This window comes from Rhizobium tibeticum, assembly GCF_900110205.1.
Classification (GTDB): Bacteria; Pseudomonadota; Alphaproteobacteria; order Rhizobiales; family Rhizobiaceae; genus Rhizobium; species Rhizobium tibeticum.
Genome location: NZ_FOCV01000024.1, coordinates 1 through 26375 on the forward strand (window position 1 = coordinate 1; position 26375 = coordinate 26375).

General features: G+C 58.8%; 21 protein-coding genes and 1 pseudogene. 16 read left to right on the forward strand and 6 right to left on the reverse strand.

All coding sequences use genetic code 11. The annotated features are described in order from the left end of the window. The 10 genes and pseudogenes from BSG20_RS23335 to BSG20_RS23380 all read left to right on the forward strand — a co-directional run. Nucleotides 1-318 (forward strand): response regulator transcription factor (locus BSG20_RS23335; RefSeq protein WP_244551820.1); only part of this gene is annotated, 318 nt, incomplete at its 5' end. A 233-nt stretch (nt 319-551) separates the two neighbouring features. Continuing rightward, nucleotides 552-749: a hypothetical protein gene (locus tag BSG20_RS35760; RefSeq protein ID WP_072379093.1), complete on the forward strand. Its 198-nt coding sequence runs from the start codon at nt 552-554 to the stop codon at nt 747-749. Nucleotides 750-796: 47 nt separating this feature from the next. Continuing rightward, nucleotides 797-1837 carry an efflux RND transporter periplasmic adaptor subunit gene (locus BSG20_RS23340; RefSeq protein ID WP_244541397.1) on the forward strand — a complete coding sequence of 347 codons (1041 nt, stop codon included), beginning with the start codon at nt 797-799 and terminating at the stop codon, nt 1835-1837. Between the two features lie 105 nt (nt 1838-1942). Beyond that, nucleotides 1943-5053 carry an efflux RND transporter permease subunit gene (locus BSG20_RS23345; protein ID WP_072379095.1) on the forward strand — a complete coding sequence of 1037 codons (3111 nt, stop codon included), beginning with the start codon at nt 1943-1945 and terminating at the stop codon, nt 5051-5053. 33 nt (nt 5054-5086) lie between these two features. Next, nucleotides 5087-6314, forward strand: a pseudogene (locus BSG20_RS23350) (cupin domain-containing protein). A 326-nt stretch (nt 6315-6640) separates the two neighbouring features. Next, nucleotides 6641-6826: a hypothetical protein gene (locus BSG20_RS23360; protein WP_072379099.1), complete on the forward strand. Its 186-nt coding sequence runs from the start codon at nt 6641-6643 to the stop codon at nt 6824-6826. Between the two features lie 2 nt (nt 6827-6828). Next, nucleotides 6829-6957 (forward strand): hypothetical protein, encoded by a 129-nt coding sequence (locus tag BSG20_RS38450; protein ID WP_280142205.1) that lies wholly within the window; start codon nt 6829-6831, stop codon nt 6955-6957. Between the two features lie 565 nt (nt 6958-7522). Continuing rightward, nucleotides 7523-7732 carry an alpha/beta hydrolase family protein gene (locus BSG20_RS38900; protein WP_420884125.1) on the forward strand — a complete coding sequence of 70 codons (210 nt, stop codon included), beginning with the start codon at nt 7523-7525 and terminating at the stop codon, nt 7730-7732. A gap of 278 nt (nt 7733-8010) precedes the next feature. Continuing rightward, a complete protein-coding gene (locus BSG20_RS37680) occupies nt 8011-8964 on the forward strand; it encodes a DUF1643 domain-containing protein (RefSeq protein WP_244541398.1) in 954 nt (317 codons plus the stop codon). Between the two features lie 424 nt (nt 8965-9388). Continuing rightward, nucleotides 9389-10543: a sulfite oxidase gene (locus tag BSG20_RS23380; protein ID WP_072379103.1), complete on the forward strand. Its 1155-nt coding sequence runs from the start codon at nt 9389-9391 to the stop codon at nt 10541-10543. Between the two features lie 448 nt (nt 10544-10991). Here BSG20_RS23380 and BSG20_RS23385 read toward each other — a convergent pair whose 3' ends face one another. After that, nucleotides 10992-11228: a hypothetical protein gene (locus BSG20_RS23385; RefSeq protein WP_072379104.1), complete on the reverse strand. Its 237-nt coding sequence runs from the start codon at nt 11226-11228 to the stop codon at nt 10992-10994. A 236-nt stretch (nt 11229-11464) separates the two neighbouring features. Between BSG20_RS23385 and BSG20_RS23390 the strand changes: the two genes are divergently transcribed. Continuing rightward, complete coding sequence (locus BSG20_RS23390) at nt 11465-13675, forward strand: adenylate/guanylate cyclase domain-containing protein (protein ID WP_072379106.1); 2211 nt, start codon at nt 11465-11467, stop codon at nt 13673-13675. A gap of 3 nt (nt 13676-13678) precedes the next feature. Here BSG20_RS23390 and BSG20_RS23395 read toward each other — a convergent pair whose 3' ends face one another. The 3 genes from BSG20_RS23395 to BSG20_RS23405 all read right to left on the reverse strand — a co-directional run bounded on the left by BSG20_RS23395 (nt 13679) and on the right by BSG20_RS23405 (nt 16009). Beyond that, nucleotides 13679-14116 (reverse strand): YHS domain-containing (seleno)protein, encoded by a 438-nt coding sequence (locus tag BSG20_RS23395; RefSeq protein WP_244541401.1) that lies wholly within the window; start codon nt 14114-14116, stop codon nt 13679-13681. Nucleotides 14117-14227: 111 nt separating this feature from the next. Beyond that, entirely contained in the window at nt 14228-14818 is a 591-nt protein-coding gene (locus BSG20_RS23400; protein ID WP_072379110.1) for an ankyrin repeat domain-containing protein, read from the reverse strand. 180 nt (nt 14819-14998) lie between these two features. Further along, a complete protein-coding gene (locus tag BSG20_RS23405) occupies nt 14999-16009 on the reverse strand; it encodes a hypothetical protein (RefSeq protein ID WP_210216956.1) in 1011 nt (336 codons plus the stop codon). 265 nt (nt 16010-16274) lie between these two features. Between BSG20_RS23405 and BSG20_RS36610 the strand changes: the two genes are divergently transcribed. From BSG20_RS36610 to BSG20_RS23425, 5 genes are all read left to right on the forward strand, one after another. Continuing rightward, nucleotides 16275-16424: a hypothetical protein gene (locus BSG20_RS36610; RefSeq protein ID WP_167371595.1), complete on the forward strand. Its 150-nt coding sequence runs from the start codon at nt 16275-16277 to the stop codon at nt 16422-16424. Between the two features lie 93 nt (nt 16425-16517). Continuing rightward, nucleotides 16518-16790, forward strand: a complete 273-nt coding sequence (locus tag BSG20_RS23410; RefSeq protein WP_072379114.1) for a hypothetical protein — start codon at nt 16518-16520, stop codon at nt 16788-16790. Between the two features lie 263 nt (nt 16791-17053). Further along, nucleotides 17054-17269: a hypothetical protein gene (locus tag BSG20_RS23415; protein ID WP_072379116.1), complete on the forward strand. Its 216-nt coding sequence runs from the start codon at nt 17054-17056 to the stop codon at nt 17267-17269. A 482-nt stretch (nt 17270-17751) separates the two neighbouring features. Beyond that, a complete protein-coding gene (locus tag BSG20_RS23420; RefSeq protein WP_072379118.1) occupies nt 17752-18738 on the forward strand; it encodes a hypothetical protein in 987 nt (328 codons plus the stop codon). Nucleotides 18739-18792: 54 nt separating this feature from the next. Next, nucleotides 18793-20691 carry a DNA/RNA non-specific endonuclease gene (locus tag BSG20_RS23425; protein ID WP_072379119.1) on the forward strand — a complete coding sequence of 633 codons (1899 nt, stop codon included), beginning with the start codon at nt 18793-18795 and terminating at the stop codon, nt 20689-20691. Nucleotides 20692-20860: 169 nt separating this feature from the next. Here the strand turns inward: BSG20_RS23425 and glgB are convergent, their stop codons facing one another. Next, a complete protein-coding gene (gene glgB, locus BSG20_RS23430; RefSeq protein ID WP_072379121.1) occupies nt 20861-23068 on the reverse strand; it encodes a 1,4-alpha-glucan branching protein GlgB in 2208 nt (735 codons plus the stop codon). Then, nucleotides 23065-26373, reverse strand: a complete 3309-nt coding sequence (treS, locus tag BSG20_RS23435; protein WP_083539979.1) for a maltose alpha-D-glucosyltransferase — start codon at nt 26371-26373, stop codon at nt 23065-23067. Before treS ends, glgB begins: the two co-directional genes overlap by 4 nt. Nucleotides 26374-26375: the final 2 nt, after the last annotated feature.

Below are 26375 nucleotides of genomic sequence, written 5' to 3' on the forward strand. Positions count from 1 at the left end.
AAGCCCTTCAAGGATCAGGAGATTCTCGACGCGGTGGCGACGGCGATCGAGCGCGATGCAGTGCGCCGACGCCAGAATGCGCAGAGCCAAGCCGTGGCCTCGCTAGCGGGAAGCCTGACACCGCGTGAGCGCGAAGTCATGGAGGCGGTGGTCAGGGGGCTGATGAACAAGCAGATCGCCTATGAGCTCGGCATCAGCGAGGTCACGGTGAAACTGCACCGCGGCAATGTAATGCGGAAAATGGAAGTTCGCTCGGTGGCCGAGCTTGTCAGGAAGGCCGAAGTGCTGGGCGATGGCGGACGGGCACCTGTATCTTAGAGCCGCCTGCCGCCTTCGTCTGATTTAGCGGTCTGCAATCAGCTACCCTCGCACAGAAGTGCGCCCCTTCCCGAGTCAATTAGGCCGGCCGAGCGTTCGGGAGATGGCGCGATATCTCGGTGCTGGCCGGCCAGCACATACCTTTCGCGAGATCCGACTAGACCTGCGTATAGATGTGCGCACGCTCTTCCGGTCGTAGCCTCTGTTCGTCACGTTCACGACAGGAGGACACGATGTCCAGGTTCCCAAGGAAGCCAAACGTCCTCGTCCAGATATTGGACGGTATCGGCAATTCAGTTTCGATCCGACTTAAGAGCACTATCGATGCGGCGTGCGCTGTCGGCGGTCTCTGGATGCAACCTCAGTATCTGCCCGTTCGCATTCGCAATGACGCCGAGCGGCGCGCCACCAACCGCGATCGGCCTCGCTGACGCACTCTTCACGCCGACGTTCAATCTTCCTCGTCCGGAGCCCGGAAATGACGACGATCCGCACGACTGCCGAATCTCGAAAGCATCGGCGACCCGCCTTGGCCGCCGCCACCGTGGTCCTCGTGGTTGCGGGCGTATCGGCAGCGTCGTTCTGGGTTGCCGGGCCGACTGCCGCGGCGCCCACGGCAGTCGGCCCGGCAGTACCAGTGCAGGTCGCCCTGCCGTCAGTGCAAGAGGTGCCAGTCTACCTTGATGGTCTCGGCACCGTACAGGCAAACTATACGGTCAACATCACGCCCCGTGTCGATGGCGAGCTTGAGAGCGTCCAGTTCACGGAAGGACAGGAGGTCAAAAAGGGTGACCTTCTCGCCATCATTGATCCTCGTCCCTATCAGGCGGCCGCCGATCAGGCTGCTGCTAAGATCAAAGAGGACCAGGCTGATCTTGCCAATGCGCAGTATCTGCTTGCCAAGGACGAAAAGCTCTCCCAGCAGCAGATCGTGACGCAGGAGGCCGTGGAGCAACAGCAAAGCCAGGTCGCAAGCGTCACGGCCCAGCTTGCCGAAGACCAGGCGGCCAAAGAGGCTGCGGATATCTCGCTATCCTATACCGAGATCAGGTCGCCGATTGATGGACGCACCGGTATCCGTCGGGTCGACATGGGAAATCAGGTTCACACCACAGACACCACCCCGATCGTGACGATCACGCAGACGCAACCGATCTCGGTGATGTCGACGCTTCGGGAAGATGATCTGAGCGCCGTGCGGGATGCTATGAAGTCGGGTCCAGTGGAGGTCATCGCGCTGTCGATGGATCGATCCAGGACGCTCGCGACCGGCATGCTTTCCCTGATCGACAACGTGATCGACCAAAACAGCGGCACCATCCGCATTAAGTCCACTTTTGAGAACGGGGACGATGCGCTGTGGCCAGGACAGTTCGTGTTGCTGCGAGTCAAGCAGAAGACACTTCATCAGGCGATCACAATCCCGTCGTCGGCACTGCAGCGCGGCGCGGATGGCTTCTTCGTGTACGTTGTCGACGGCAACGGCAACGCTGCCTTTCGCAAGGTTACGCCCGGGTGACCGGCAACGAGCAGGTTGTAACTGCCGGTCAGTATCGGCTCGATGCGGGCACGCATGTCTCCGTGCAGCAGTCTTCATCCAGCGCGACGCAGAAGGAGTAGGACGATGTCCATCTCCTCTTGGTTCATTCAAAGACCGATCGCCACCTCTCTGCTGATGGCCGCGCTCTTTGCGATCGGCGTCGTCGCCTATCCTCTCCTGCCTGTTGCACCTTTGCCGCAGGTTGACTTCCCGACGATCCAGGTATCCACGCAGTTTCCGGGCGCCGATCCGGAGACGATGGCCTCGTCCGTCACCCAGCCTCTGGAGCGACAGTTCGGCCAGATTCCAGGCGTCACACAGATGACGTCGACGAGCACGCTCGGCAACAGCTCCATTACCCTCCAGTTCGATCTGTCGCGCAATGTCGACAGCGCCGCCCAGGACGTCCAGACGGCGATCAACGCCGCCGGCGGGCAGCTGCCCACGGGACTGCCGTCGCCGCCGACCTATCGCAAGGTCAATCCGGCCGACCCGCCCGTCATGGTACTGGCACTGACATCGGATACGCTGCCGCTCACCCAGGTCGACGATTATGCCGAGAGCGTTCTGGCCCAGCACATAAGCCAGCTCAGCGGCGTTTCGCAAGTCCTGATCCTCGGCCAGCAGAAGCCCGCCGTGCGCCTTCAGATTGACCCGCAAAAGATCGCAAATATGGGGTTGTCGCTCGAAGACATCAGGACCGCCGTTACCGGCCTCACAACGAACGCACCGAAAGGCAGCGTGCAGGGAGCCCAGCGCACCTACACGATCTACGATAACGACCAGTTGCTGAACGCTGTACCATGGAACGACGCGATCATCGCCTATCGGGACGGCGCGCCGGTGCGCATCAGCGATATTGGTCAGGCAATCGACGGACCGGAGAACACCCAGCTCGCCGCCTGGGCGAATGGCAAACCCGCGATCCTGCTGCCGATCTTCAAGCTGCCGGGCGCCAATGTCATAGACACAGTCGATCAGATCAAGGCGACGTTGCCGCAGCTTCAGGCGATCGCGCCTGCGGCCATTCACCTGTCCATCCTCTCTGACCGGACGGTGACGATCCGTGCCTCAGTATTCGACGTTGAAACCACGCTGACCATCACGATCGCGCTCGTCGTGATGGTCATCTTCATCTTCCTGCGCAATCTGTGGGCAACGGTCATTCCCAGCGTCACAGTGCCGCTGGCGCTGCTGGCAACCCTTGCTTTGATGTATGTCGCCGGCTTCAGCCTCGATAACCTGTCTCTGATGGGGCTGAGCATTGCCGTCGGCTTCGTCGTCGACGATGCGATCGTTATGGTCGAAAACATTCATCGCCATATGGAGATGGGCAAGACGCCCAAGCAGGCGGCAATCGATGGTGCGCGCGAAATCGGCTTCACCATCATTTCGATCAGTATCTCGCTGGTCGCTGTCTTCATTCCGCTGCTCCTAATGGGTGGAATCGTCGGCAAGCTGTTCCGCGAGTTCGCCATCACCGTGTCGATGACGATCGGTATCTCCGCGCTCGTTTCCCTGACCATCACGCCGATGATGGCCGCCCGGTTCCTGAAGCCTGAGGCGGCGTCCGGCCATGGAAAACTCTATGGTGCATTCGAGCATGCATTCGACCTCCTTCTTGCCGGTTATCGCCGCACGCTGGACGTGGCGCTGCGCCACCACCGCCTGACGATGATTGCCTTCCTAGGCTCGCTGGCGGTCACCGGGCTCCTCTTCATCAACATTCCGAAGGGCTTTTTCCCGATCCAGGATACCGGTCTGATCACGGGCCTCCTCGAGGCCTCGCAGGACATCTCGTTTGCCGAAATGGCGCGCCTTCAGGTCGAAGCCGGCAATATCGTCGCCAGCGATCCCGGCGTGGCGTCTATCGCCATGGGGGTCGGTGGTGGCTCGGGCCAGACAGTCAACACCGGCCGCATGTTTGTCACGCTGAAGCCCAGAGACGAACGCGACGCCTCGGCCAGCGAGATCATCAACAGGCTGCGGCCGAAGCTGGCGCAGATGCAGGGCGCTCGGCTCTTCCTGCAGCCGTCCCAGGACATTAATGTTGGCGGACGGAGCGCAGCCACGCAGTTCCAGTACACGCTGCAGGATGGCGACGCGCAGGAGCTGGACGACTGGGCAAACAGGCTGCTTGCCAGGTTCAAGACGTTGCCTGAGCTCACCGACGTTGCGACAGACCAGCAGAATGGCGGAGCGACCGTGACGCTCACGATCGACCGCGACCAGGCATCGCGCTTCGGCATCGCGCCGCAGACGATCGACAACACGCTCTACGACGCTTTCGGTCAGCGCCAGGTCACGCAGTATTTCACGGACCTGAACAGCTACCATGTCGTGCTTGAACTTGCTCCGGAGTTCCAGAATTCGCCGCTGGCGACCAACGGCCTCTACATCAAGTCGCCGCTGACTGGCGAACAGGTACCGCTCAATCAGCTGGTCAAGCAGACGACCGAGCCGACCGCGATTCTGGCCGTCAATCACCAGAGCCAGTTTGCCTCCGTCACGCTTTCCTTCAATCTCGCCAAAGGCGTGGCGCTCAGCCAGGCGGTGGCGGCCATCGGCCAGGCCGAAACGGATATGGGCACGCCGGCAACCCTGATCGGCAGCTTCCAGGGCAATGCCCAGGCCTATCAGAGCTCACTGGCGAGCGAGCCCCTGCTGGTGCTTGCCGCAATAGCCGTGATCTATCTGATCCTCGGCGTATTATACGAGAGCTATGTCCATCCGCTGACCATATTGTCCACCCTTCCCTCGGCCGGTCTCGGCGCGCTGGCGATGCTTTGGCTGTTCGGCTTTGATTTTACCGTCATCGCCCTGATCGGCGTCATTCTCCTGATCGGCATCGTGAAGAAGAACGGCATCATGATCGTCGACTTCGCCATTGCCGCCCAGCGCGAAGAGGGACTGTCGGCGGAGGATGCGATCCGGCAGGCCTGTCTCCTGCGCTTCCGCCCGATCATCATGACGACGTGTGCGGCCCTTCTTGCCGGTGTACCGCTGATGATCGGCCACGGCACCGGCTCGGAGCTTCGCCAGCCGCTCGGCTACGCGATGGTCGGCGGCCTGCTGATCAGCCAGGTCATGACGCTCTACACCACCCCCGTCGTCTACCTCTACCTCGAGAAGCTGAGTGAGTTCGTCGGCCGAAAACAAACTGAAATTTCTGGCACACAGGCTCGGGCAGAATAGCCCATTCCCGTCCAACTCAAAGGAGTCACAGCCATGGAACCGCTATCAAGACGCACAGTCCTTGCCCTCGGAGCAATGGGAGGCACGGCGCTCGCGGCAGGTGCTGCCCACGCAGCCAGCTTTGGCAATCCCGATCAGCCAGCCGAGGGCGCTATCAATGCCAATCCGGCCGGCCTCTCGGATCCCGGCCCGAAAAACCCCGCCATCAACGAGCAGTTCCCGTCGTTCCAAAGCCCGCCGGCAACTGATGTGGGTGACATGCAGCTATTCTGGGGATCGTTCAACAATGCTGCCAAGCGCATCCAGAATGGTGGCTGGGCGCGTCAGGTCACCAAGGCGGACTTTGCGATCTCGGACGCCGTCTCCGGCGTCAACATGCGCCTCGGTCCTGGTGGCATTCGCGAGATGCACTGGCATCGCGCAGCCGAGTGGGCGATCATGACGAACGGGCGGTGCCGCGTCACGGTTCTCGATACCCTGGGACGCGCCTATGTGCAGGATGTCGAAGCTGGCGATCTCTGGTATTTTCCAGCGGGATTTCCGCATTCGCTGCAGGGGCTCGGACCTGATGGTTGCGAATTTGTCATCGTCTTCGACGAAGGCGATCAGTCCGAATATGGCACGCTGCTTTTGACCGACTGGCTGGCCCATACCTCGTCGGAGCTGCTGGCCAAGAATTTCGGCGTCCCGCAGGATACCTTCAAAAACATCCCGTTGCAGGATCTCTGGATCTTCCAGGGCAAGGAGCCCGGTCCGCTGTCGGCCGATCAGGAGGCCGTCGCCGGGGCCGGCCTGCCTCCCTATCCCTTTACCTACAAGCTGACGGCATCCGCACCACTGAAGCAGAACGCATCCGGCACGATCCAGCTTGCCGACAGCAGTAGCTTCAAGGTTTCCAAGACCATTGCCGCCGCGATCGAGACCATCAAGCCTGGAGCTGTGCGCGAAATGCATTGGCATCCGAATGCCGACGAATGGCAGTACTGGATCAAGGGCGAAGGCCGCATGACGGTGTTCGATGCCGGCCCGCGCAGCCAGACCGCAGACTTCCGGCCAGGCGACATCGGATACGTGAAGCGAAGCCAGGGCCATATTATCGAGAACACCGGAAGGACGGATCTGCAGCTCGTCGCAGTCTTCAAGGTCGCGGAATATCAGGAGGTTGGCCTGTCGTCCTGGCTCACGCGCGCAACACCTGAATGTCAGCCCTGCCGAGGTTACCAAATTTCCTGCCGATCAGCCGGGAATCATGCCTCGCTGAATTCGACCATTGCGGCGTCGGCAGGCGCCGCAACATCCGTATTAGGAGTCTTCGTAGAATCCAGCACCGTGAACGGCGTGCGTCTCACGGTGGAGCGGCTGGCCGGGGGTCTTGACTTTCCCATTAATGAGAACAAAATAGGAACAAACGATGGAGGTTCTCATGACTCACACCGAGCAAGTCATTGCGAATGCTTTAGCAGCGGTCGCGGCCAGCCGAGCGGAGCGGGAACGCGACGCCGAACGCCGCAAGCGCGTTTTCGGAAAGATCGAGATCGGCCGCCCCTTGCCCGCACTGAAGGGCCAGCAACTAAGTCTGGATTTGCAATGACAAAGGAAGACGTCAATTTTGAAGTACAGGCCGCGCTGGCGTGGCACGACGATGACGTTAATGCGACGATCGCTACCCTGCTCGAGGACATCCGCCATCTGCGTCAGCAGCTTGTCTTGACTGAAAGTGCCATGAGCCGTGGCATGACGCGCGGCTGGAAACCTATGCTCGAACGGAGATAGACATGCGCCTCCGTCGGAGCATCGATCTGACGTCAGCTGCCAACCATGCCGTCAATCTGGAACACGAGACACTCGCATCGCTGCCGGAAATGTTTGTCCTTGCGGCCGTCTGCCCCCTCATGCCTGAATAGCGCGCCAATCGATCGGTGGGAATTTGGCCGGCTGTTGGGAAAACGCATGCCCGTTGCCAATATCGCCCAGAGATTGAAGTGTTCCTACTGCGGGAACCGCGCCGGCAATAGGTTCCCTTTGGGGAGGCTGCCGCGGGGCTGACGGCGGCGCCGTGCATCCCCGTGCTTTCTGCGAGATCTTTCGTTCGTTCGGGACCGCGAGATAGGGCATGGGAACTAACGAGCGTTCTCGATCAACAGCAATTTCGATGTTGCCATAAAGCCACTTGTATTGATGGCTCCGATCGCCAGAGGAGACCCTAGACATCGTATTTTCACGATAGTGCTACCTAGCGGTCTCATGCCGGTTGCCTGCCACCGGTACCGGCGTCCAAGCCACAAGCCTCGTCGATGAGTATACGCGCCATATCCTTTGCGCGCAGTGCAGCGTTGGCATGTTGCGAACCTGCGCAGTGACGATGGCCCCTTCTTCAAGAGCGCTAGTTCCTCGGCAAGCTGTTCCGGATTGGCAGCGCCTGCCGCCTGGGCAAGCTGACGCAGATAGTCGACAATCATCGGCGTTTGGATTGCCTGCGACTTCGATAACCACAAGAGGCTCGTTTGCGACATCGCTGTCGGCTCGAACTCTGCCGTCGTCTTCATGGAATACACGCCAATCCCGGACGCGGTCTTCCCGACGCAGCTCGAAGAAAGCTATGCTGCGGAGGGAAGTCGCCGCCCTCTTCCTATCAGGCAGTCTTGTCCCATACCGGCGCGAGACCGTCTGGCGACATGATCCGGCTGCCGGCCTTCGCCAACTCGTGAATCGCGGCCATTTCAGATGTAGGCGCAAGGAGGGAAATGCCGACTTCCTAGGTTCCGGCGATATGACCCAGCGTCGTGCATGCCAGGTGGGCCGCGCCCCTAGATTCGGCACCTTTCGTCCGCGCGTCGGCATGCTCACTCTCCGTTGACCTGCAGCCACTGGTACACGGCGCGATACAATCGTCGGCACGGCGAACCTACGACGGGGCTCGACGAGTTCTATATCTTGATTACGATGGGGATATGCTGATGCAGACCAATCTTGTTGGATCTTCCGTACAGAAGAGCGCCGTCATCTCCGACTGCAGGTGCTACCGCTACGAGCTGCGCCGCATCTGGGATGCTCGAAAGCGCCTCCTGGTCGTCTGCATGCTCAATCCGTCCACCGCCGACGACGAGACCGACGATCCGACGCTGCGCGAACTGATTTATTTCGCAAAGCTCTGGGGCTATGGCGGTCTGAGCGTCGTCAACCTCAATGCCTTCCGCGCGTCGCACCCGAGTGAGATGATGGCGCAGACCGCGTGCGTCGGGCCGAAGAACCGCGAATTCATTGAGGCCGCATTCACCTTTGCCTGCCATCAGGGTACGCCGTTCCTCGTCGCGTGGGGCAACGGCGGCGACCACCTCGGCCGCGACGAATGGTTCATTGCGCGTGCCCGTCTTCACGCCGTCAGCCTGATCTGCCTCGGCAAGAACAGGGACGGCTCGCCCAAGCACCCGATGTCACGTGGCCGACATCGCGTTCCGCGCGACCAGCAGCCCATCATGTTTCGCGATGCGCTACCCGGTTGCGTGACGGCATCAGAAACCGACATCCAGCGCCTTCGAAAGATGCGCCAAACGCACGGCGAAGCAAGCAGGACTGGTCCGTCTTCCGCAGTCGACTTTTATCGGACCAAGGCGATATCCGAAGGAGGCAAGCAAGCCGGCGCGGCGCTTGAGGTCTTGGAGAATGAACCAGATCCTCCGGAGGAGCTTCGGGTTACAGGGAGTTCTGTTGATGGCTTATCCCGTTCGCACAGGTGGACGCCTCTTATAGTATATCGAGGGAGCGGGAATTCCTTTCCCAAATCGAAACAGTCGGGCCTCAGGCCGGAGAGGACGCAGAATCAACGAGGTTTGGATCAGGCCAGATTCGCCAACGTATGTCGCGTCAGCCCGTATCGGGTGCCGATTGGTCCACAGATGGTTGGGAGCTAGGTAGCACAGCAACGCCTCAGCGCAGCGGCAGCATTTGGCCGATATTGTTGATTTAGTCGCGGATTGAACGTGTCTGCCATGGTTGCGCTCTCCTCTCGAGGCAGTAACGAGAGTGAACCACGACGACCCAAGCCAGCAACCGCCGCCTAAATCAACAATATCAGCCCAGAGCGGCCGATTATCCAGAGTTGCCGTCAGAATACTCGGTTCACAACTATGGACTATTGTTTCGCAGTCGCGCATATTAACGATCTGAGGCAAAGTAAAAGTCGTCCGGCGCTGCATGTTTGATATGCGAAGCTGACGCTTGACTTCGTTCGGGGGCATTTCCGGGTGGGGTAAACATCGTGCGCATATCCGTTCTTTAGGCTACGGCCTAAGGCGCATTGCAGCCCGTTCCGGATGGCATCCGGGAGGGAAGAACATGCCTGATCTTCAACGCAGGGAATTTATCGTTCAAGGAAGTGCGGTTCTCGCCGCAATCGCGGGTCTTTACGCTTCGAGGGTCAGCGCTTTTCCGACGCAGACGGGCGAGAAGGTTATTCCGTGGCTCGATCAGCCGACGGAAAATCCTAATCCGGCCGTTATCCAGACGCAGCTCGTCTGGGAAGATTTGGATACCTTCATAACTCCAAATGACAAGTTCTTCAGCATCGCGCATTTCGATCGACCGACGATTGACGAGAAAACGTGGTCCCTCGATATCGGTGGCCTGGTCAAGAAGCCGTTAAAATTGACGCTTGCTGACATCAAGGCGCGACCGCGACAGGAGGTCGTTTTTACAGTGGAATGCTCGGGCAACCACGGTTTCCCATTTTTCACGGGCGGCATCGGCAATGCCCGCTGGGCAGGCACGCCGCTTGCGCCGATTCTGCAGGAAGCCGGCGTCCTTGATAATGGCATCGAGGTTGTCTTCTTCGGTACCGACAGAGGCGACGTCGAAATACGCGACATCAAGATGCAACAGAACTTCGCTCGTAGCATGTCGCTCGCCGATGCAATGAGCCCCGGCAATCTACTCTGCTATGAAATGAACGGCGCGACCCTGCCGACGCCCAATGGTTTCCCGCTGCGGCTGATTGCTCCGGGCTGGTACGGCATCGCCAACGTCAAGTGGCTGAAGGCCATCGAGGTTCGCGACACCCGTTTTATGAGCCTGCTGATGGCCCGCGACTATGTCACCATCCGGGAGGAAGAGCACAACGGGGAGACAGTCTGGGCTGAGACTTCCGTCGGCCGAGCCCTGATAAAGTCCGCACCCGCCAAAGTCACCCGGACAGATTCAGGTTACCGCATTATCGGCGCGGCCTGGGGGGCACCGATTGACCGGGTCGAAGTACAAATCGATCAAACGCCATGGAAACCAGCGATCATTGATCACAGTGAGGAAGCCGAACACGCTTGGAAAATTTGGTCCTTGGATTGGGCAAATCCCTCTCCTGGAGAACACACTGTGACCTCACGCGCGATCAGTACCACTGGGCAGATTCAACCGGCAATGGACGATCCCTTGATCGCCAAAAAGCACACATACTGGGAAAGCAATGGCCAGGTGACACGCCGCATCCGCATCTCTTGAGAACGTTGCTGCCACATACGTCGGGCTCATGGGGAGGCGTCACAGTCTTTTTTGCTGGCGCGATAGTGCCGTGTAACCCAAGACGGCTGTGGTCCTACGTTCGACCTGAGGCGTTGTCATTGCGTCCTCCGGTGACGCGGGCAGTCATCATGTTGCGCATCGTGCTCCGGAGTTCGGATGTTTTCCGTCGGGCTCCAGTTATCTTCGAGCCGATGGGGACATGGCGGAGATACCTTTGGCGACGTCTTCGGGAGTGAAGCTTGGCGGATGGACATATCGGCGGGTGCTTCGCTCCTCGCCTGGCTGAAGAGTCACAGCCCTCTCCGAAGGGATGGCCCTTATCTCCCCAGGCTTAGGAGCGCCCGTCGGAATGCCCTGTACGCCGCCACCTCGTCTTCAATGCGGCGAGCTAGCTGTCGAGGGTGCAGATAGCCTACCGGCGGAACTGCTAGTGTACCGATGCCGAAGTCGGGGCGTTTATCTTCGTCGAACAGATGCCGACATATGTTCCGATGAGAACGAACGCGATGTCTTCCGCTGTCTTGTATCCTTCGTTGTACAAGTCGATCGCCGCGGTGCGGAGGACGCGGGAGGCTCTATCGTCAGGTGGCGCTTCGTAGAAGCGGTACCAGGCCTGGACTGCTTCCGACATCAATCTGAATTCAGAATCCTGCTGTTTGGTCATAGATGCCTCCGTCCAGAGAAATCTAGAAACTACGACTGCGGCGTCAACGTGGCCAGTCGAACATTGGTCCCGTCGCCCCAACTACAACGGCGTAGCCCGCGCACCTAGCGGATGAATGCCTAGAAATTGTACGGTCACGAGCACCGCCAAAGGAGGGATATCGTGAAGCGTCATGGCTTCCCCCCTTAACCTGCTGTATGGTATCGGTTAATCATCGCGGTGCCGCGAGGAGCGATATGGAGCGTCGTCTTGCTGCAATTCTGATCGCTGACGTCGCTGGATACAGCCGTCTAAGCCAGATCGACGAAGAGGCAACTCGCCATTACTTTCAAGCGGATCTGAACGAGGTCATTCTCCCCAAGATCGCTGAGCATCACGGCCGTTTGGTCAAGACGATGGGTGACGGGCTTCTCGTCGAATTTCATAGTGTAGTCAACGCGCTGCAGTGCGCTACGGAAATACAGCGCGAGAAGGCATTGCGGAATGCCTCCGTTGACGTAGCGAGCCGGCTTGAGTTTCGTATCGGTGTCAATCTTGGTGACGTTATTGTCGAAGGCGAAGACATTCACGGGGATGGGGTCAATATCGCCGATCGTATGCAGACGCTGGCAGAGCCGGGCGGCATTGCAATTTCCGGCACGACATATGATCAGGTAAAATCGAAAGTGAACGTCGGTTATGCCTCGCTCGGGAAACAGAAGGTCCGAAGCATCGCGGAACCTATACGCGTATATCGGGTTGTGTGCGATCCGAGTGTTGTTCGCTCACAATCCCGTCGGTTAAGACTTTCGCCGCGCGGCCTCGCCGCCATAGCTGTCGTCTTACTGATCGTCTCCGGCGCTGCGGTCTATCGGTGGCAGCTATGGGATTTCGACAAGGCGCCGAAAGTCGTCGAACGCTTCGCCTATCCCCTTCCCGAAAAACCGTCAGTGGCAGTCTTGCCGTTTATAAATGTCAGCGGCGATTCGGAGCAAGATCACCTAGCAGAAGGCTTGACGGACGACCTGATTACCGAACTGTCCAAGGTATCAGGTCTCTTTGTCATTGCCAGACACTCGGTATTCGCCATGAAAAGCGGCGCAGCCAAAATACAAGACGTGGCGGCTGAATTGGGGGTGCACTATGTGCTCGAAGGCACGCTGCAGCGGGCCGGATCGAGGTTGCGCATCAATGTCAAACTCATCGACGCGCTGACCGGGCTTTCCATGTGGGCCGAGCGCTATGACCGTCAGTTTGCCGATCTGTTCGCGGTTCAGGACGACGTGACCGGCAAGATCATATCCGCGCTTGAGGTGCAACTCAGCGAGGGGGAGCGCAGTCAGATCGAGCGGATCCCTAGCGATAATCTTGAAGCCTATGACTATTATATGAGAGCAGAACACGAAGGATTAATTTACGGCGACGTGGACACCTATCGTCGAACGCTGTCGTACTACCAGAAGGCGATCGGTCTCGATCCCAATTTTGCTGATGCGCATGCGGGGATCGCGCGCGTGGCAGTCGACGTCTGGCGGAACGACTACAATTTTCTATGGTCGGCAGCGGTTGCACGCAAAATCGCTTATGACGCGGCTGGGCAAGCGCTCAAGCTGGACCCCGACAATGCGCGCGCTCACACCGTTCTTGCGCTTCTTCAATTTGTCGACGGAAGGCAAGCGGAAGCGCGCGAGTCCGCGGATCGGGCCGTCGAGGCGCAACCAAATAGCGCGGAGGCCGCAGGTAACCTGGCGTTGATTCTTGCCCATACGGGAAACCACGATGAGGCCGTCGCGGAAATAGAAAGGGCGTTGCGACTCGATCCGTCACCATCTGCGAGCTTTCGGTTGCTGGCAGGCATTGTGTTCTACACCGCGCGGGACAATAGTCGCGCAATCCCGCTGATAGAGGCCGCGAGTAACGCCCTGCCTAACGCGGAGGCGGGACAGGAATACCTTACGGCGGCCTATAGCTTTGAGGGAGATCGAGTTCGCACTGGTCAGGCGAAGGCAAGGCTTCTGGCGCAGTTCCCCGAAAGCAATCTGACGTACTACAGTTATCTTTACGACTATTGGCGCACGGATGACCTGACGCATCACCTCGCAGGTCTGCGATCGGCAGGTCTTCCAGAGTGGCCCTTCGGATTCGTGGGCGAGCAGGCAGATCAGGTCGACGGCGACGGGCTGCGTGCCCTCATCAGCGATAAGACCTGGCTCGGAAAGCACAAGAACGGAACGGCTTTTGTCCAGTTCTTCGACAAGGCGGGTAATACGGCATATCGGAGCGCCAATACGAACATTACCGGAACCGTAGAGGTGCAGGGAAACAGGCTTTGCGAGAGATTTAGCGGATACTTTCTGGATCGCATGGTCTGCGGAAGCATCTACAGAAACCGGGACGCAGGACATGCTGGCTCGCAGTATGTCCACGTCACCCCGCAGGCGCTGAAATTCTTCTCACCCGCGCCGTGATTCTCATTCGGCCGGCATGTGTTGCCAATCCTTTTTCATTTTATCGGAGATCAGCGTGCTTTGAACCTCCGACCAGTGCTTCTGGGAATCGACAACCTTGGTCGGCTTTTTCTCGAAACCATCGGCAGCGCCAGGATCGTAGCTAAGATAGAGCTTCCCGTCGATTATCCGCCACGCCTGGGGATCGATGTTGGTCGTAACCGTGCCGAACGAGACGCCGTCTGCGCAATAGCCGCCATACTGAGGGGCATACTTGCCCGGATCGGCGATAAAGAGATCGCGATTCTTGGCACTTGCGAAATGCCACTCTGCGCCCAACCACTGATGCGCGTAGGCGGGCGATCCCTCTATGGCCTTGTTATCGGTAAAGTACGCCACCGGATCATAACCCTTGATTGCGACGTCTCCGAAATATCCCGTATTCACAGTATCTTCGGCCATCACTTGAGGAGCAATGGCGAATGCGATTGCGACGCCGGCGATAATGGAGGCAAACCCTGCGTTCCGTCGATATGACATGATCTTTCCTTTCTTGTGTGGCAGCAGGCAGCCCTATTTCCGTTTGGTGCATTCGGCGTAAAGCCAGTCGCCCACCAGATCGGCTTGCTGACACACGGCGCCCGCCTTCAACAACAACCCGGCCACATCCCAGTGGGAGCGCCACCCGGCTTGCGTCAGCGGCGTATAGCCGTTGCGTTCCTTCGCTTCGATGTCGGCCTTGCTTGCCAGTAAGAAGGCGACGACATCTGCGTGACCTTCTTCGGCCGCGGCGTGCAGCGGCGACATGTGGTAGAAGTTCTTTTCGTCATTGACCCGCGCACCCTTCGACACTAGGACCTCGACAATATCGAGATGGCCACCGTAGGCTGCGGCATGCAACGCGGTTAATCCGCCTTTATTTCGAATATTTACGTCGCCGCCTTTTTCGACCAGAAGCACGACGACATCTTTGTGGCCACTAAGAGCGGCGATGATCAACGGCGGCTCGCCGGCTTCATTTGGTTCGCCAATGTCTGCACGCTGGTCTATCGCTTGCTTTGCGCGCTCAATATCTCCATCTTTGGCCGCGTCATGGAGCGTCCCGGCCCACGCAAACGAGATGCCGAAAAAAAATCCCAGACAGGCTGTGCTGACAAACCTCATCGCATGCCCCGGCGCGTAAGGACGGCCCTCATCGGCGCGAAAGAGTATTTAAGCTATCACGAATACACGCGCTTAATCAAGACGAGGTGGGGAGCGCGGACCCAGGATGCTTGGGCTGCTGCGCAACGCACCGAAGGAGCTGACTGGCCTGCCCGCAGGCAGTCTACAGCACAAAGAAGATCAGCCTGCTGTTCCCGGTGCGGAAGGCGGCCGTTTCAGCATCGACTGCTGCCGCACGATCGCCTCTGCCAAACCTTTCGAGGCGACCTTGAATGGTTCCCACTGACTTGGAAAGGACGCAACCATGAGATCGGTGATCGGCGTCCCGTCCGGCTCCGTACCGCTAGCGCGAAGAATGATGTCCTTGCCTTCATCAGAGCCATCTTCCACACGAAGTTCGTAGCCATTGGCAAAGGCTGCGCGAAGTCCTTGCGCATTCACTTGTCCTGAGATGCCGGATCCGATGAGGTTGTTCCACACAGACCGCAACTGGCGCTCTTCGGACAACGCCCCCGCGAAGATGATTTCCCGGAGCTCGAGTGAAAGTCCTCGAGGATCACGAGTGAGGGCGGCTCGACCGGCCGCCGTCAAATGGACGTGCCTGTCTTCCTCGCGTTCGTCGAAGCTGATAAAGCCCTTCTCTTGCAAGATGTTGAACAGCGACCAGTTGACGGCTCCCGGACCGAAGCGCTTGCCTTGCTCGCCATAGACCTGCTCCAGAGCGAAAAGCATGGGACCGGGAAGGTGGAACGTCGTATTGATGAGCTTGATCGCTTCCTGGATCGTCTTGCGTGAAGGTAGTGCATGGCAGCCGATGTGCGCCATATAGCTCCGACGATAGAAGACAACAAATTCTGCCGGATCGACCCTGTTGACCAGCGCATGGGCATTCAGCGACCACTGATCGGCAGAGAGCCCTGTCGTCTTGAAGAATTCGTCGGCAATTCTGTGTTGCATATCCGCCTTGTAGTGACGGGCGGCCGCCAACGCCTTTCGAGATGTCTCAAACGTTCCCTCCATGGGCGCGTCATTCAAATAGATGCGCCAGTGCCCTTCAGTGGGACGGACCGAACAATGCGGTCCAGTTGCATCCAGGCGTTCGTCGAGCGTTCGCGCAACTATACCGAGTTGGTGCGTCTCATGGGCGGCTTTCGGTGACAATTCGGCCTCGCGTTTAAATGACTCACTCATGCGGTGCTTACATCATAGGCCGTTCGGCGATCAAAGCTCTTCAAACTCTTCTTCAACGTGAAGCCAATTGAAGCGCTCAACCGGGCGTCCGCCAGCGAATTCAAAAACGGAATAGGCTCATCGGCTCGGGGCGATGAAGTCGCAATATTTAGCACGTTGCAATTCACAGGCAGACTCCCCATATCTGTGGCATCGGCAGCATCTGAAACGGGCGCTGCCGGGTGCGGACGTCAACAGCGTTCCAGCCCCAACAAAGGAGGACAAGATGTCTTCCGCCTCCACCAGTATCTACCCGAAGAATAATCTGATGCGAGCCGCCGCGCGGTTTCGCTATGTGGACCTTCTGATCAAATCGACACCGGCAATCAGTGTGGCGTTCATTGTTTATGTCACGTTCAAGGGCGTCCTCTGGTAGGAGTAGCTATTTTGAGATTGGCCTACACGCATCAGCCTCGGTTGGTGCCATCGCTGCCGGACAGCATAAAAGCCCCTTGCGAGAGTCACCCATATGGAACGTACGACAGAAACTGAAATAACTTTCGCCCATCCCTTCGTTCTCAGTTCGTTAATGGTTCCCCTCGAAGCGGGAACGTATCGGCTGGTTATTGATGAGGAAGCGATCGAAGGCCTATCGTTCTCCGCCTTCAGGAGAACCAACACCCAACTTGAGATACCCGCGATTGCAACACGCGTTGGCACCAGGCAGCGCCTGCGAGTGTCGCCACAGGAACTTGAAGCGGCCCAGGCGAAGGATGCAAGTGCCAATGATCAACCGCGCTAACCCCCGGCGATCTCGCACAGCACGCGATTCACGATAGCGGGATCTTTTCCCAACAGAGCCCGAACACCGAAAAGATCGATCGTCCTGAAGTGGGCGGATTTCAAAATAGCAGCTCTGCCAGAAGCACGCACTTCATCGCTGCGTCACGGACACAGCCTCTAACGTGAATGTCGGTCGACCTTGCCTGAGCGAAGTGTAGTTAAGCCTGTTGCCAGTACCAAAACAGCCATGAAAATGAACCCCATAAAACTAGGAAGCCATCTATGAATGAACCCATGAGCAAAAGCCGCGAACGCGCGGAAGCGGCATTCGGATTGACGCAGACACAATTTCTCTCCCGCACGCAAGAGAGCTCGAAAATCGACCCGGTCGTGACAGCCAGGAATGAGAAGACCGCTCGGCTGAGGGCGATGCGCCTTCAACAAGAGGCGAATACGGCGATCGAGACACCATCCCGCGCGAGCCCGATCAACGACTAAAGACCTAAACGTCAAAGAAGCGGTTTGCTGCGATGTGACGTCTTAGCGTCGAGGCAACGACGCAAGTAGTTGGTCAGCGGGCGGTATTGCGCGAGCCGGCAAAACAGCTGGACATTGAACGGTCCCGATCCTGTCTGCGCCGTTTGGAATGCTGATTGGCGACCTTCCGAAATGCACGAACGCGATCAGGACCGATCACACCGAGCATTAATGATCTCTGCGGACGGGGTGAGGCAGTCACCGCCCCGGCGATGATATCCTGCAAGGGTTGGCAGCGTTTTAAACGAGAGACTTGACTTTCGGTTGTATTTTGCCGAAAACTCACGCGATCAATCCGAGAATATCGTCGAGCTCGACGCCTTTCAAAATCTCGCAAGAGCAGGCTCGACGACGTGCGAATTAGCGGCCTCGACCCAGCGGCTGGCCGTCACACCAGTATAATATTCTCGTGCAGACCAACCTATGTCTTGTCCGGGGGCCTAATGGCAATTCGGGTTTTGCCTTCACAGATCATCGAGATGCTTGCCTCGAGACGTCACCGCCTGCGCCATTTTCTATGGCATGCCGTGCGCGGTGCCTGGAACAATCCTCAGCTTACCGATGAGGTCAAAGCCTTCATCAGGGACAAGGGTTGGGCCCCACCCAATGACCGGGTGCCTCTAGATGCCGAGAGAAAGCTCATCCTGGACAATCATTCTGGGGAGGACTTCCTCTATATGCATCGGCAGATGATCAAGGAAGTCGGTGAACTCCTCGAGCAGTTGGGAGAGCAGCCGCTCACATCCTGGCGCTCCATCCCAAAGCCGGGTGAACACCCCGACTTTGCGCTTCCTCCGGCCTGGACCTATAACGACCCCTCGGAGAGCGCTGCGACGAACGCGGCTATGACTGCAAGGCTTCAGCGCGTCAAATCAGACGCTTACTTTCGCGACACGATCGCGACATGGGAGTCATTTTATACGAACCCCGCCAACCTCGCGCAGCTGTCGCTCGGAGCGTTGGGTAATCTGCTCGAAATGACCATTCATAACAATCTGCATATGCGCTGGGCCAGCGTGCCGATCGGCTACATGCCTTCGCCCAACTTCGAGGACACACGCGACATCGATCCCAAATGGGACGCGGCCAGTTACGACTATTTAGGCGACACCTATTCGAGCCACGTCAATCCGATCTTCTGGTACCTGCATGGATGGGTAAATTCCTGCATCGACCGTTGGGCCACGGCCAATAGAGTGAGCGAAATTGCCTGGATAGGAACCTGGACCGGCAAGCTCGAAGACGGCTGGACGCACGGCGCACCAGAAGCCCTCACTGCTTCAGTCCGTCGCGAAGCGATGGGCGGACGCGGGCACGGTCATGCCGGGCACGAACAGGACGACGAAGACATCCGCGAGATGGAAGCGATCGTGCGAAAACTCGGTTCCTGCAAGGTCGTACGCAACTTCTACGACGTTCTGCGCGATTAGGAGTGATCTTGGCGGAACGCCATATCAACTGAAACACCCACTGGGAGACAAATCATGGCACGCAAGGCGACGCGCGGAACACGGCAATCCACCGGTGGAATTTCCGAAGAGGCATTGCGCCGGCATATTCGTGCCAAAGGCGCCGATTATCTGCAGGACCCGAACGTCACATCCGTGGGCATCGGACTGAAGAATGGAGACGGTCCAATCTGCCTGCAGTTCACGGTGGGCACGAAGGGTGACTCCGCAATCGAGGCACTTGGGAGCCGCCGCATTCCGGAAGCAATCGAGGTCGAGGGCGAGATGGTCCCGACCGATGTCCTGCAGCGCGACTATCGCCCTTCCTTCGAAATCGTTGCGGAGGAACAGGTTGATCTGCGCCGAAAGAGGATCGACCCGATCCGGCCGGGCGTCAGCATCGCTCATCCCTCCGAGACCGCCGGCACGCTCGGCCTGATCGTCTTCGACCGCACGACAGGTGCGCCTTGTGTCCTCTCCAACTGGCACGTCCTCAATGGCAACGCCGGAAAGGTTGGCGACACGATCGTGCAGCCGGGCCCCTACGACGACAACAACGTTGCGCTCAATGTCGCAGGCAGCCTTCTGCGCAGCCATCTCGGCGCGGCCGGTGACTGCGCGCTTGCAAGGATCAGCCAACGTGGCTACGACCGCTCGGTCTATGAGCTCGACGTCGTACCGACCCGAATGGCGCGCGTTGCACTTGGCGACAAAGTGATCAAATCGGGACGTACGACGGCGATCACGAGAGGCATCGTGCGCCGCGTCGACGTCATGGCGAAGATCGACTATGGGATTCCGGCTGGGGAGCAGGCGATCGGCTGCTTCGAAATCGGTCCCGATCCCCAGAACCTTCCCGCAGACGGAGAAATAAGCAAAGGCGGGGATTCCGGGTCCGCTTGGCTCATCTTCGACAGGGGCAAGGCGACCGACATATTTGCGGGCCTTCACTTCGCCGGTGAAACCGACAGGACGAGCGACGAGCACGCCCTCGCCTGCTATCCAGGCTCCGTTCAGAAGAAGCTCGACTTCGTCCTCGAGCCGAAGGGCGCGGCAACTGATGCGAGCGCCGGGATGGAAGTCGTTGTTCCCCGTAGTGGTTACGATGCGAGCTTCCTTGGAACAGCCGTTCCCGAGCCCGACCTGTCTACGGCCCAGAAGCGTGATGCCGTCAATTTCGAGCGCGCTCAGACGATCCCATACACGCATTTTTCGGTCTGCCTCAGCGCAAAACGCCGCATGGCGCGCTATGTCGCCTGGAACATCGACGGATCCCGGTTGGTGGCACTTCCGCGACGCGGATTTTCCGTCGACCCCAGGATCGAGGCCAAGTATCAGTTAGGCGACGATCTCTACGTCGATAACCGCGTCGACCGGGGCCATATCGCCCGGCGGGCGGATGTCTGCTGGGGACCGGTACCGGAGGCAGATCAAGCCAACCGCGATTCATTCTACTTCACCAACATTGCTCCCCAGCACGAACGCTTCAATCAGTCCTCTCGAAAAGGGCTTTGGGGTGAACTGGAGAACCTCGTTTTCGATCAGGCCGACCTCAAGGACTTCAAGCTGTCGGTATTCGGGGGTCCAGTTTTCGGAAGCGAGGACATCGAGTATCGTAACGCACTGATCCCGCGCTCTTTCTGGAAGATGATCGCCTACCGCGGCAAGGACGACAGTTTGCGTTGCGCCGCATTCGTCCTTTCTCAGGAGAAACTTCTGGACGATCTTGAAAGATTGGATCTCGATCCGTTCCGCATCTACCAGGTGTCGCTGCCGGAGCTCGCCAGGAAGACCGAGCTCAATTTCGATGCGCTTTCGACGGCTGACATCATCAGTCACCCGGAACTCGTAACACGGCCGGTCGGCCCGGAATCCCTGGTCGACACGACCAAGCCCGTGACCGAGATCCGCTCACAGCGAGACATCCGCCTTTGATGACCGCCCCTTGGCACAAGGGACGAAACCAACTTGCGGGGACAACTTACGTCTTTGCAATCATAAGAAACGCGGCGGCGCTCCCAGAACCGTCAATTTCGGGCCATTGGATCGAGAGCGCCGTAAAGGATCTCGAAATCACCGCTAGCTGTCGGGCGACGAATGACGCCTAAACCTTCCATCGCAGGAAAACCGTCGCAAGCGGCGGGAGCGTGAGCGGGATCGAGAACTCCTTGGCATGCGTCTGCTGGGGTTCAGCCCATGCTTCGATCTGGCCGAAATCGGCTCCTCCATAGACAGCGGCATCAGTGTTGAGCATCACCTCCCAGCGGCCTCCCGCCGGCACCCCAACGCGGTAATCCTTCCTTGGCACCGGCGTGAGATTGGACATGATCAGGACATGCGAGGAGCGGTCGTGCGCACTGCGAAGCATACCATAGACCGAATTTTCCACATCATCCGCAACCACCCATTCGAAGCCCGTGGAATCCAGGTCGCCGAACTGCAATGCGGGCTCTCGCGTGTAGAGACTGTTCAGGTCGCGGATCAGGCGCTGCACGCCCGCATGATCCGGCCGGTCGAGCAGATCCCAATGTACGGAGCCGTCATGGCTCCATTCGCTCTCTTGGGCGATTTCGCCGCCCATGAACAGCAGCTTCTTGCCCGGATGCCCCCACATGAAGCCGTAGTAGGCGCGTAGGTTGGCGAGCTTCTGCCAGTGGTCGCCCGGCATCTTGCCGAAGAGCGAGCCTTTGCCGTGCACCACCTCGTCATGGGAGAGTGGCAGGATGAAGCGTTCGGAATAGGCGTAGATCATGCCGAAGGTCATCGCCGAGTGGTGATATTTGCGATAGACCGGATCGTCCTGCATGTAATGCAGCGTGTCGTGCATCCACCCCATGTTCCACTTGAAATCGAAACCGAGGCCACCCTCCTCCAGTCTCTTCGAGACGCCGGGCCAGGCGGTCGACTCTTCCGCGACCGTGAAGGCGTGGGGGCAGCGGTGATGGATGATGCCGTTCAGGTGTTTCAAGAATTCGACTGCCTCGAAGTTCTCGCGGCCGCCGTACTCGTTGGGTATCCACTCGCCCTCGTTGCGGCTGTAGTCGCGGTAGAGCATTGAGGCGACCGCGTCGACGCGCAGCCCATCCACGTGGTAGTGCTCCACCCATTCGAGTGCGCTGGCAATCAGGAAACCTTTCACCTCGTTGCGGCCGAGATTGTAGATCAAAGTGTTCCAGTCCTTGTGAAACCCCTCCCGCAAGTCTTCGTGTTCATAAAGTGCGGTCCCGTCGAAGCGGGCGAGCCCCCAGATATCGGTGGGGAAATGGGCTGGCACCCAATCGAGAATGATTCCGATGCCTGCGGCATGGCAGCGGTCCACGAAATAGGCGAAATCGTCTGGCGTGCCATGTCGACCGGTCGGCGCGAAGAGGCCAAGCGGCTGATAGCCCCAGGAGCCGCCGAATGGATGTTCCATGATCGGCAGCAGTTCGATATGCGTGAAGCCGAGGTCTCGGGCATAAGGAACCAGCCGTTGGCTAAGTTCAACCCAATCGAGCGCCCGGTTTTCCTCCTCGGTGATCCTGAGCCAGGACCCAAGGTGCACCTCGTAGATCGAGATAGCACCGTCGAGAGCTCGGTCCGTACGGCGCGCGCGCATCCAATCCTCGTCGCTCCAGCGGAAAGGTTTCGAGGAGGCGACGATCGAGGCCGTCGAGGGTGCGGCTTCACTGGCACGGGCAACCGGGTCTGCCTTTTGCGGCAGGAGATTGCCATGAGCGTCTATCAGTTCGAACTTATAGCGCTCGCCATGCGTGAGGCGGGGGATGAAAAGCTCCCACACGCCTGCCTGGGGCCTCAGCCGCATCGGATGGCGTCTTCCATCCCATGAATTGAAGTCGCCGATAACGGACACGCGCTGGGCATTCGGTGCCCATACGGCAAAACGCACGCCATGGACGCCATCAATTTCCATTGGAATGGCACCGAGTGTGCGGCCGAGATCATAGTGGGTCCCCTGAGCGATCAGATGCAGGTCAAGGTCGCCGAGCAGCAGGCCGAGCGCGTAGGGATCCTCGGTCTCCTGCATGGCATCGGGCCAGTTGATGCGAAGGAGGTACCTGGTCGGGCTGGCGATCGCCCCAGCAAAGAGCCCGCCCGCATGTATCGTTTCCAGCCGCGTCAGCACGCGATTGGTGCCAACCTCCACCACATCCACGGAAATCGCAGCCGGCAACAGGGCTCTTATGACGGTAAGATCGCCGTACTGATGAGGTCCAAGAATTGAAAAGGGGTCGCCGTGGCGGCCCTCGACGAGATCCTGAAGAGCCTCTTGGACGGTGCCAATCATCAGGTCTGCGCGCTCGTGTCTCATGCGACGTTCTCCAACAGCCTGGATGCGATGGCCGACAAACCGGCAACCGGTAGGGCTAGCCAATTGGGACGGTTATGGGCCTCATAGGCGATCTCATAGGCCGCCTTCTCCAACAGGAACAGATCGACGATGCGACCGCGCGAATGTGCCGGAATTCTGAGGTCTCGTGCGTTGTCGATTGCATCGAAATAGGCTTGGAGGAATGCTGCTTCGGCCATTTCGATAAAGCGTGCCACGAGCGCCGCATTCCTCTCGCTGTCCACCTGGCTCACGACGTCCATGTCAAGATCTGCCGACGCCGCCATGTAGCTGAGCGATCTCAGGAGCCCTGCGACGTCTCGCAGCGGATTGGTCTTGGCGCAACGTTGGGCCAGATCTCGGGTGGGCTCGCCCTCAAAGTCGATGATGTAGGCATCACCCTCCGAGACCAGGATCTGGCCAAGATGAAAGTCGCCGTGATTGCGGATCATGAGGGTACCAGCTGCAGCCTTGGCAAGATGGCTGGCTGCTTTCAACAGGTCCTCGCGTTCTTCGATGAGCGGGCCGACCTGTTGAGCGACAGCCGGAGCCAGGCTGTCACGGGTTTCCTCGAGAATGGCGAGGCTGGCCTTGATTTGTTCCTTGACGGCGTTTCCCAGTGCTTCGGCATCCGCGTTGGACATCCTGACCGGTTTGAAAGCCTCATCATCGGTTGGCTGCGCCAGCGCCGCATGCAATTCGCCGAGGCGTTTGCCGGCTGCGGCAACAAAGTCGACGAGCGGCTTGAAATGCTCGTCCATCGTTTCCTCGTCAACGCCGGTAACCAGTATCTCATCGATCGAGCGGCGAAGATTGCTGAGCATCCAGTCCCAGCCATCGCCTTGATTGCGAATGGCCGCTTGCACGATGATGAACGTGTACCTGCTGCCATCCGGGGCAATGCGCGCGACTTCGCCGAGCAGCTGCGCCGTATTTTTGTACCCAACTTTGGTGAGGTGACGGGTCATTTCCACCTCGGGATGGGTGCCTGGGAAGATATGGCGGATGAGCTTTACCATCGCCATGTCACCGATGATCAGGGAACTGTTGGATTGCTCGGCTGAGATCCACCGCACCGGCATGTCGTCGGTGACGTGGATGCAGTCCAGCTGCTCGGTCCCGAGGAATTCCAGTCTGCCGGTGCGGCCGGAGATGACTGCATGTTCGCAGAGCCCGCGGACGACGCCGCGTGCGAGACCCTCCATCGCAAAACCGTCGGTTAAAAACCCCACGCGGCGGCTTTGACGGAGGCGGGCAAAGGCAAGTTGCTGCGCAAGCGCAGTCGGCTGGCTGTCGTCCCACGAAACCGCGAGCGGCAGGAGATACGTGTCGATGTGTCCGTCGAGTTCTACCTCCAGTTCTCCCAAGAGAAGATTGCCGGCGAAAGGAAGTGGCGTCGCTGCAACAAGGCAGGCACGCCTTAACGACTCGCCCTTTCCGCCGAACCAGCGCCGCTTGGCGAGATAGCCCGGCAGCACCTCGTTCGAGAGGGTCCGCGAAAGCGGTGGCTCGTCCACCAATTCCTGCAGATTGCGTCGCACCACCATGGTCACCATGTCCTGCAACTGCTCCGGAGGCTCGGTGCGCCAGGTAGGGCCATCTGCGTCCTGAGCGAGCTTGAACCAGAAGAACCCGTATGGCGGAAGCGTGAGCAGGTAGGTGAGCTGACCAATTGGCGGGAAAGGAGACATGCCCGTCAGCTCAATCGGCACACGGCCGTCGAACTGCGCGAGATCGAGTTCGACCGCCTGCGGCAGCCGGGAAAGGTTGCCGACACAAAGGATCGTCTCGTTATCGTATTCACGCAAGTATGCCAGGATCTTGCGGTTTCCAGGCGCCAGGAACCTCAAGGTGCCGCGTCCGAAGGCCATGTGCCTGTTGCGCAAGGCGAGCATGTGTCGCGTCCAGTTGAACAACGAGTGCGCGTCGGCTGCTTGCGCCTCGACGTTCACGGCCTCGTAGCCGTAAAGAGGATCCATGATCGGCGGCAGCACGAGCCGTGCCGGGTCGGCTCTGGAGAAACCGCCGTTGCGGTCCGGAGACCACTGCATCGGCGTGCGCACACCATCGCGGTCGCCAAGATAGATATTGTCGCCCATTCCGATCTCGTCGCCATAATAGATCACTGGTGTACCTGGCATGGAGAGCAACAGGGCGTTCATCAATTCGACGCGGCGGCGGTCGCGCTCCATGAGCGGTGAAAGACGGCGCCGGATGCCGAGATTAATGCGGGCGCGGCGGTCGGCGGCATAGATGTTCCAGAGATAGTCGCGCTCTTCATCAGTCACCATTTCGAGCGTCAGCTCGTCATGATTGCGAAGAAAGATTGCCCACTGGCAATTCTCCGGGATTTCCGGCGTCTGCCGCATGATGTCGGTGATAGGGAAGCGATCTTCCTTGGCGATCGCCATATACATGCGCGGCATCAGCGGGAAGTGGAATGCCATATGGCACTCGTCGCCGTCCCCGAAGTATTCGCGCGTATCCTCCGGCCACTGATTGGCTTCGGCAAGCAGCATCTTGCCTGGATGTGTCGCATCGAGAGCGGACCGGATCTTCTTCAGGATCGCATGCGTCTCCGGAAGATTCTCGTTGATCGTGCCTTCTCTCTCGACGAGATAAGGGATGGCATCGAGCCGGAAGCCATCGATGCCGGTTTCAAGCCAGAACCGCATCACGCCCAAAAGTTCCTCCAAGACCAGCGGATTATCGAAATTGAGGTCGGGCTGGTGGGAGTAGAACCGGTGCCAATAGTACGCGCCAGCCACCGCGTCCCAAGTCCAGTTGGACTTCTCAGTGTCGAGAAAGATGATGCGCGTTTCCGGGAATTTCTGATCCGTATCCGACCAGACATAGAACTCCCGCTCCGGAGAGCCAGGAGGTGCCAAGCGGGCTCGCTGGAACCATGGGTGCTGGTCGGACGTGTGATTGATGACGAGCTCGATGATCACGCGAAGACCGCGTTTGTGTGCCGCTTCGACGAAGGCTTTGAATTCTTCCGTCGTGCCGTAGTCCGAGCTGATATTGGTGTAGTCGGCGATATCATATCCGTCGTCACGACGTGGCGAAGGGAAAAACGGCAGCAGCCAGATCGTATTGGCACCCAGCGCTTCAATGTGATCGAGCTTTTGGCGCAAGCCCGTGAAGTCGCCAATACCATCGCCATTGGCATCGAAGAACGATTTGATATGAAGTTGGTAGATGACCGCGTCTTTGTACCACAGGGGATCTGGCTCCGGCGTGTCTGTCTGAGTGACTGGGCCATGGCTTACGGTCATCGTGTCCATTT

Bases quoted from the DNA above. Each gene is read 5' to 3' on its own strand.
- glgB (WP_072379121.1), bottom strand. From the start codon at position 23,068: ATGAGACACGAGCGCGCAGACCTGATGATTGGCACCGTCCAAGAGGCT.
- BSG20_RS23405 (WP_210216956.1), bottom strand. From the start codon at position 16,009: ATGAGTGAGTCATTTAAACGCGAGGCCGAATTGTCACCGAAAGCCGCC.
- BSG20_RS23380 (WP_072379103.1), top strand. From the start codon at position 9,389: ATGCCTGATCTTCAACGCAGGGAATTTATCGTTCAAGGAAGTGCGGTT.
- BSG20_RS35760 (WP_072379093.1), top strand. From the start codon at position 552: ATGTCCAGGTTCCCAAGGAAGCCAAACGTCCTCGTCCAGATATTGGAC.
- BSG20_RS23395 (WP_244541401.1), bottom strand. From the start codon at position 14,116: ATGGCCGAAGATACTGTGAATACGGGATATTTCGGAGACGTCGCAATC.
- BSG20_RS23415 (WP_072379116.1), top strand. From the start codon at position 17,054: ATGAATGAACCCATGAGCAAAAGCCGCGAACGCGCGGAAGCGGCATTC.
- BSG20_RS23425 (WP_072379119.1), top strand. From the start codon at position 18,793: ATGGCACGCAAGGCGACGCGCGGAACACGGCAATCCACCGGTGGAATT.
- BSG20_RS23410 (WP_072379114.1), top strand. From the start codon at position 16,518: ATGGAACGTACGACAGAAACTGAAATAACTTTCGCCCATCCCTTCGTT.
- treS (WP_083539979.1), bottom strand. From the start codon at position 26,373: ATGGACACGATGACCGTAAGCCATGGCCCAGTCACTCAGACAGACACG.
- BSG20_RS36610 (WP_167371595.1), top strand. From the start codon at position 16,275: ATGTCTTCCGCCTCCACCAGTATCTACCCGAAGAATAATCTGATGCGA.
- BSG20_RS23360 (WP_072379099.1), top strand. From the start codon at position 6,641: ATGACAAAGGAAGACGTCAATTTTGAAGTACAGGCCGCGCTGGCGTGG.
- BSG20_RS23390 (WP_072379106.1), top strand. From the start codon at position 11,465: ATGGAGCGTCGTCTTGCTGCAATTCTGATCGCTGACGTCGCTGGATAC.
- BSG20_RS23345 (WP_072379095.1), top strand. From the start codon at position 1,943: ATGTCCATCTCCTCTTGGTTCATTCAAAGACCGATCGCCACCTCTCTG.
- BSG20_RS38450 (WP_280142205.1), top strand. From the start codon at position 6,829: ATGCGCCTCCGTCGGAGCATCGATCTGACGTCAGCTGCCAACCATGCC.
- BSG20_RS23420 (WP_072379118.1), top strand. From the start codon at position 17,752: ATGGCAATTCGGGTTTTGCCTTCACAGATCATCGAGATGCTTGCCTCG.
- BSG20_RS23400 (WP_072379110.1), bottom strand. From the start codon at position 14,818: ATGAGGTTTGTCAGCACAGCCTGTCTGGGATTTTTTTTCGGCATCTCG.
- BSG20_RS23385 (WP_072379104.1), bottom strand. From the start codon at position 11,228: ATGACCAAACAGCAGGATTCTGAATTCAGATTGATGTCGGAAGCAGTC.
- BSG20_RS23340 (WP_244541397.1), top strand. From the start codon at position 797: ATGACGACGATCCGCACGACTGCCGAATCTCGAAAGCATCGGCGACCC.
- BSG20_RS37680 (WP_244541398.1), top strand. From the start codon at position 8,011: ATGCAGACCAATCTTGTTGGATCTTCCGTACAGAAGAGCGCCGTCATC.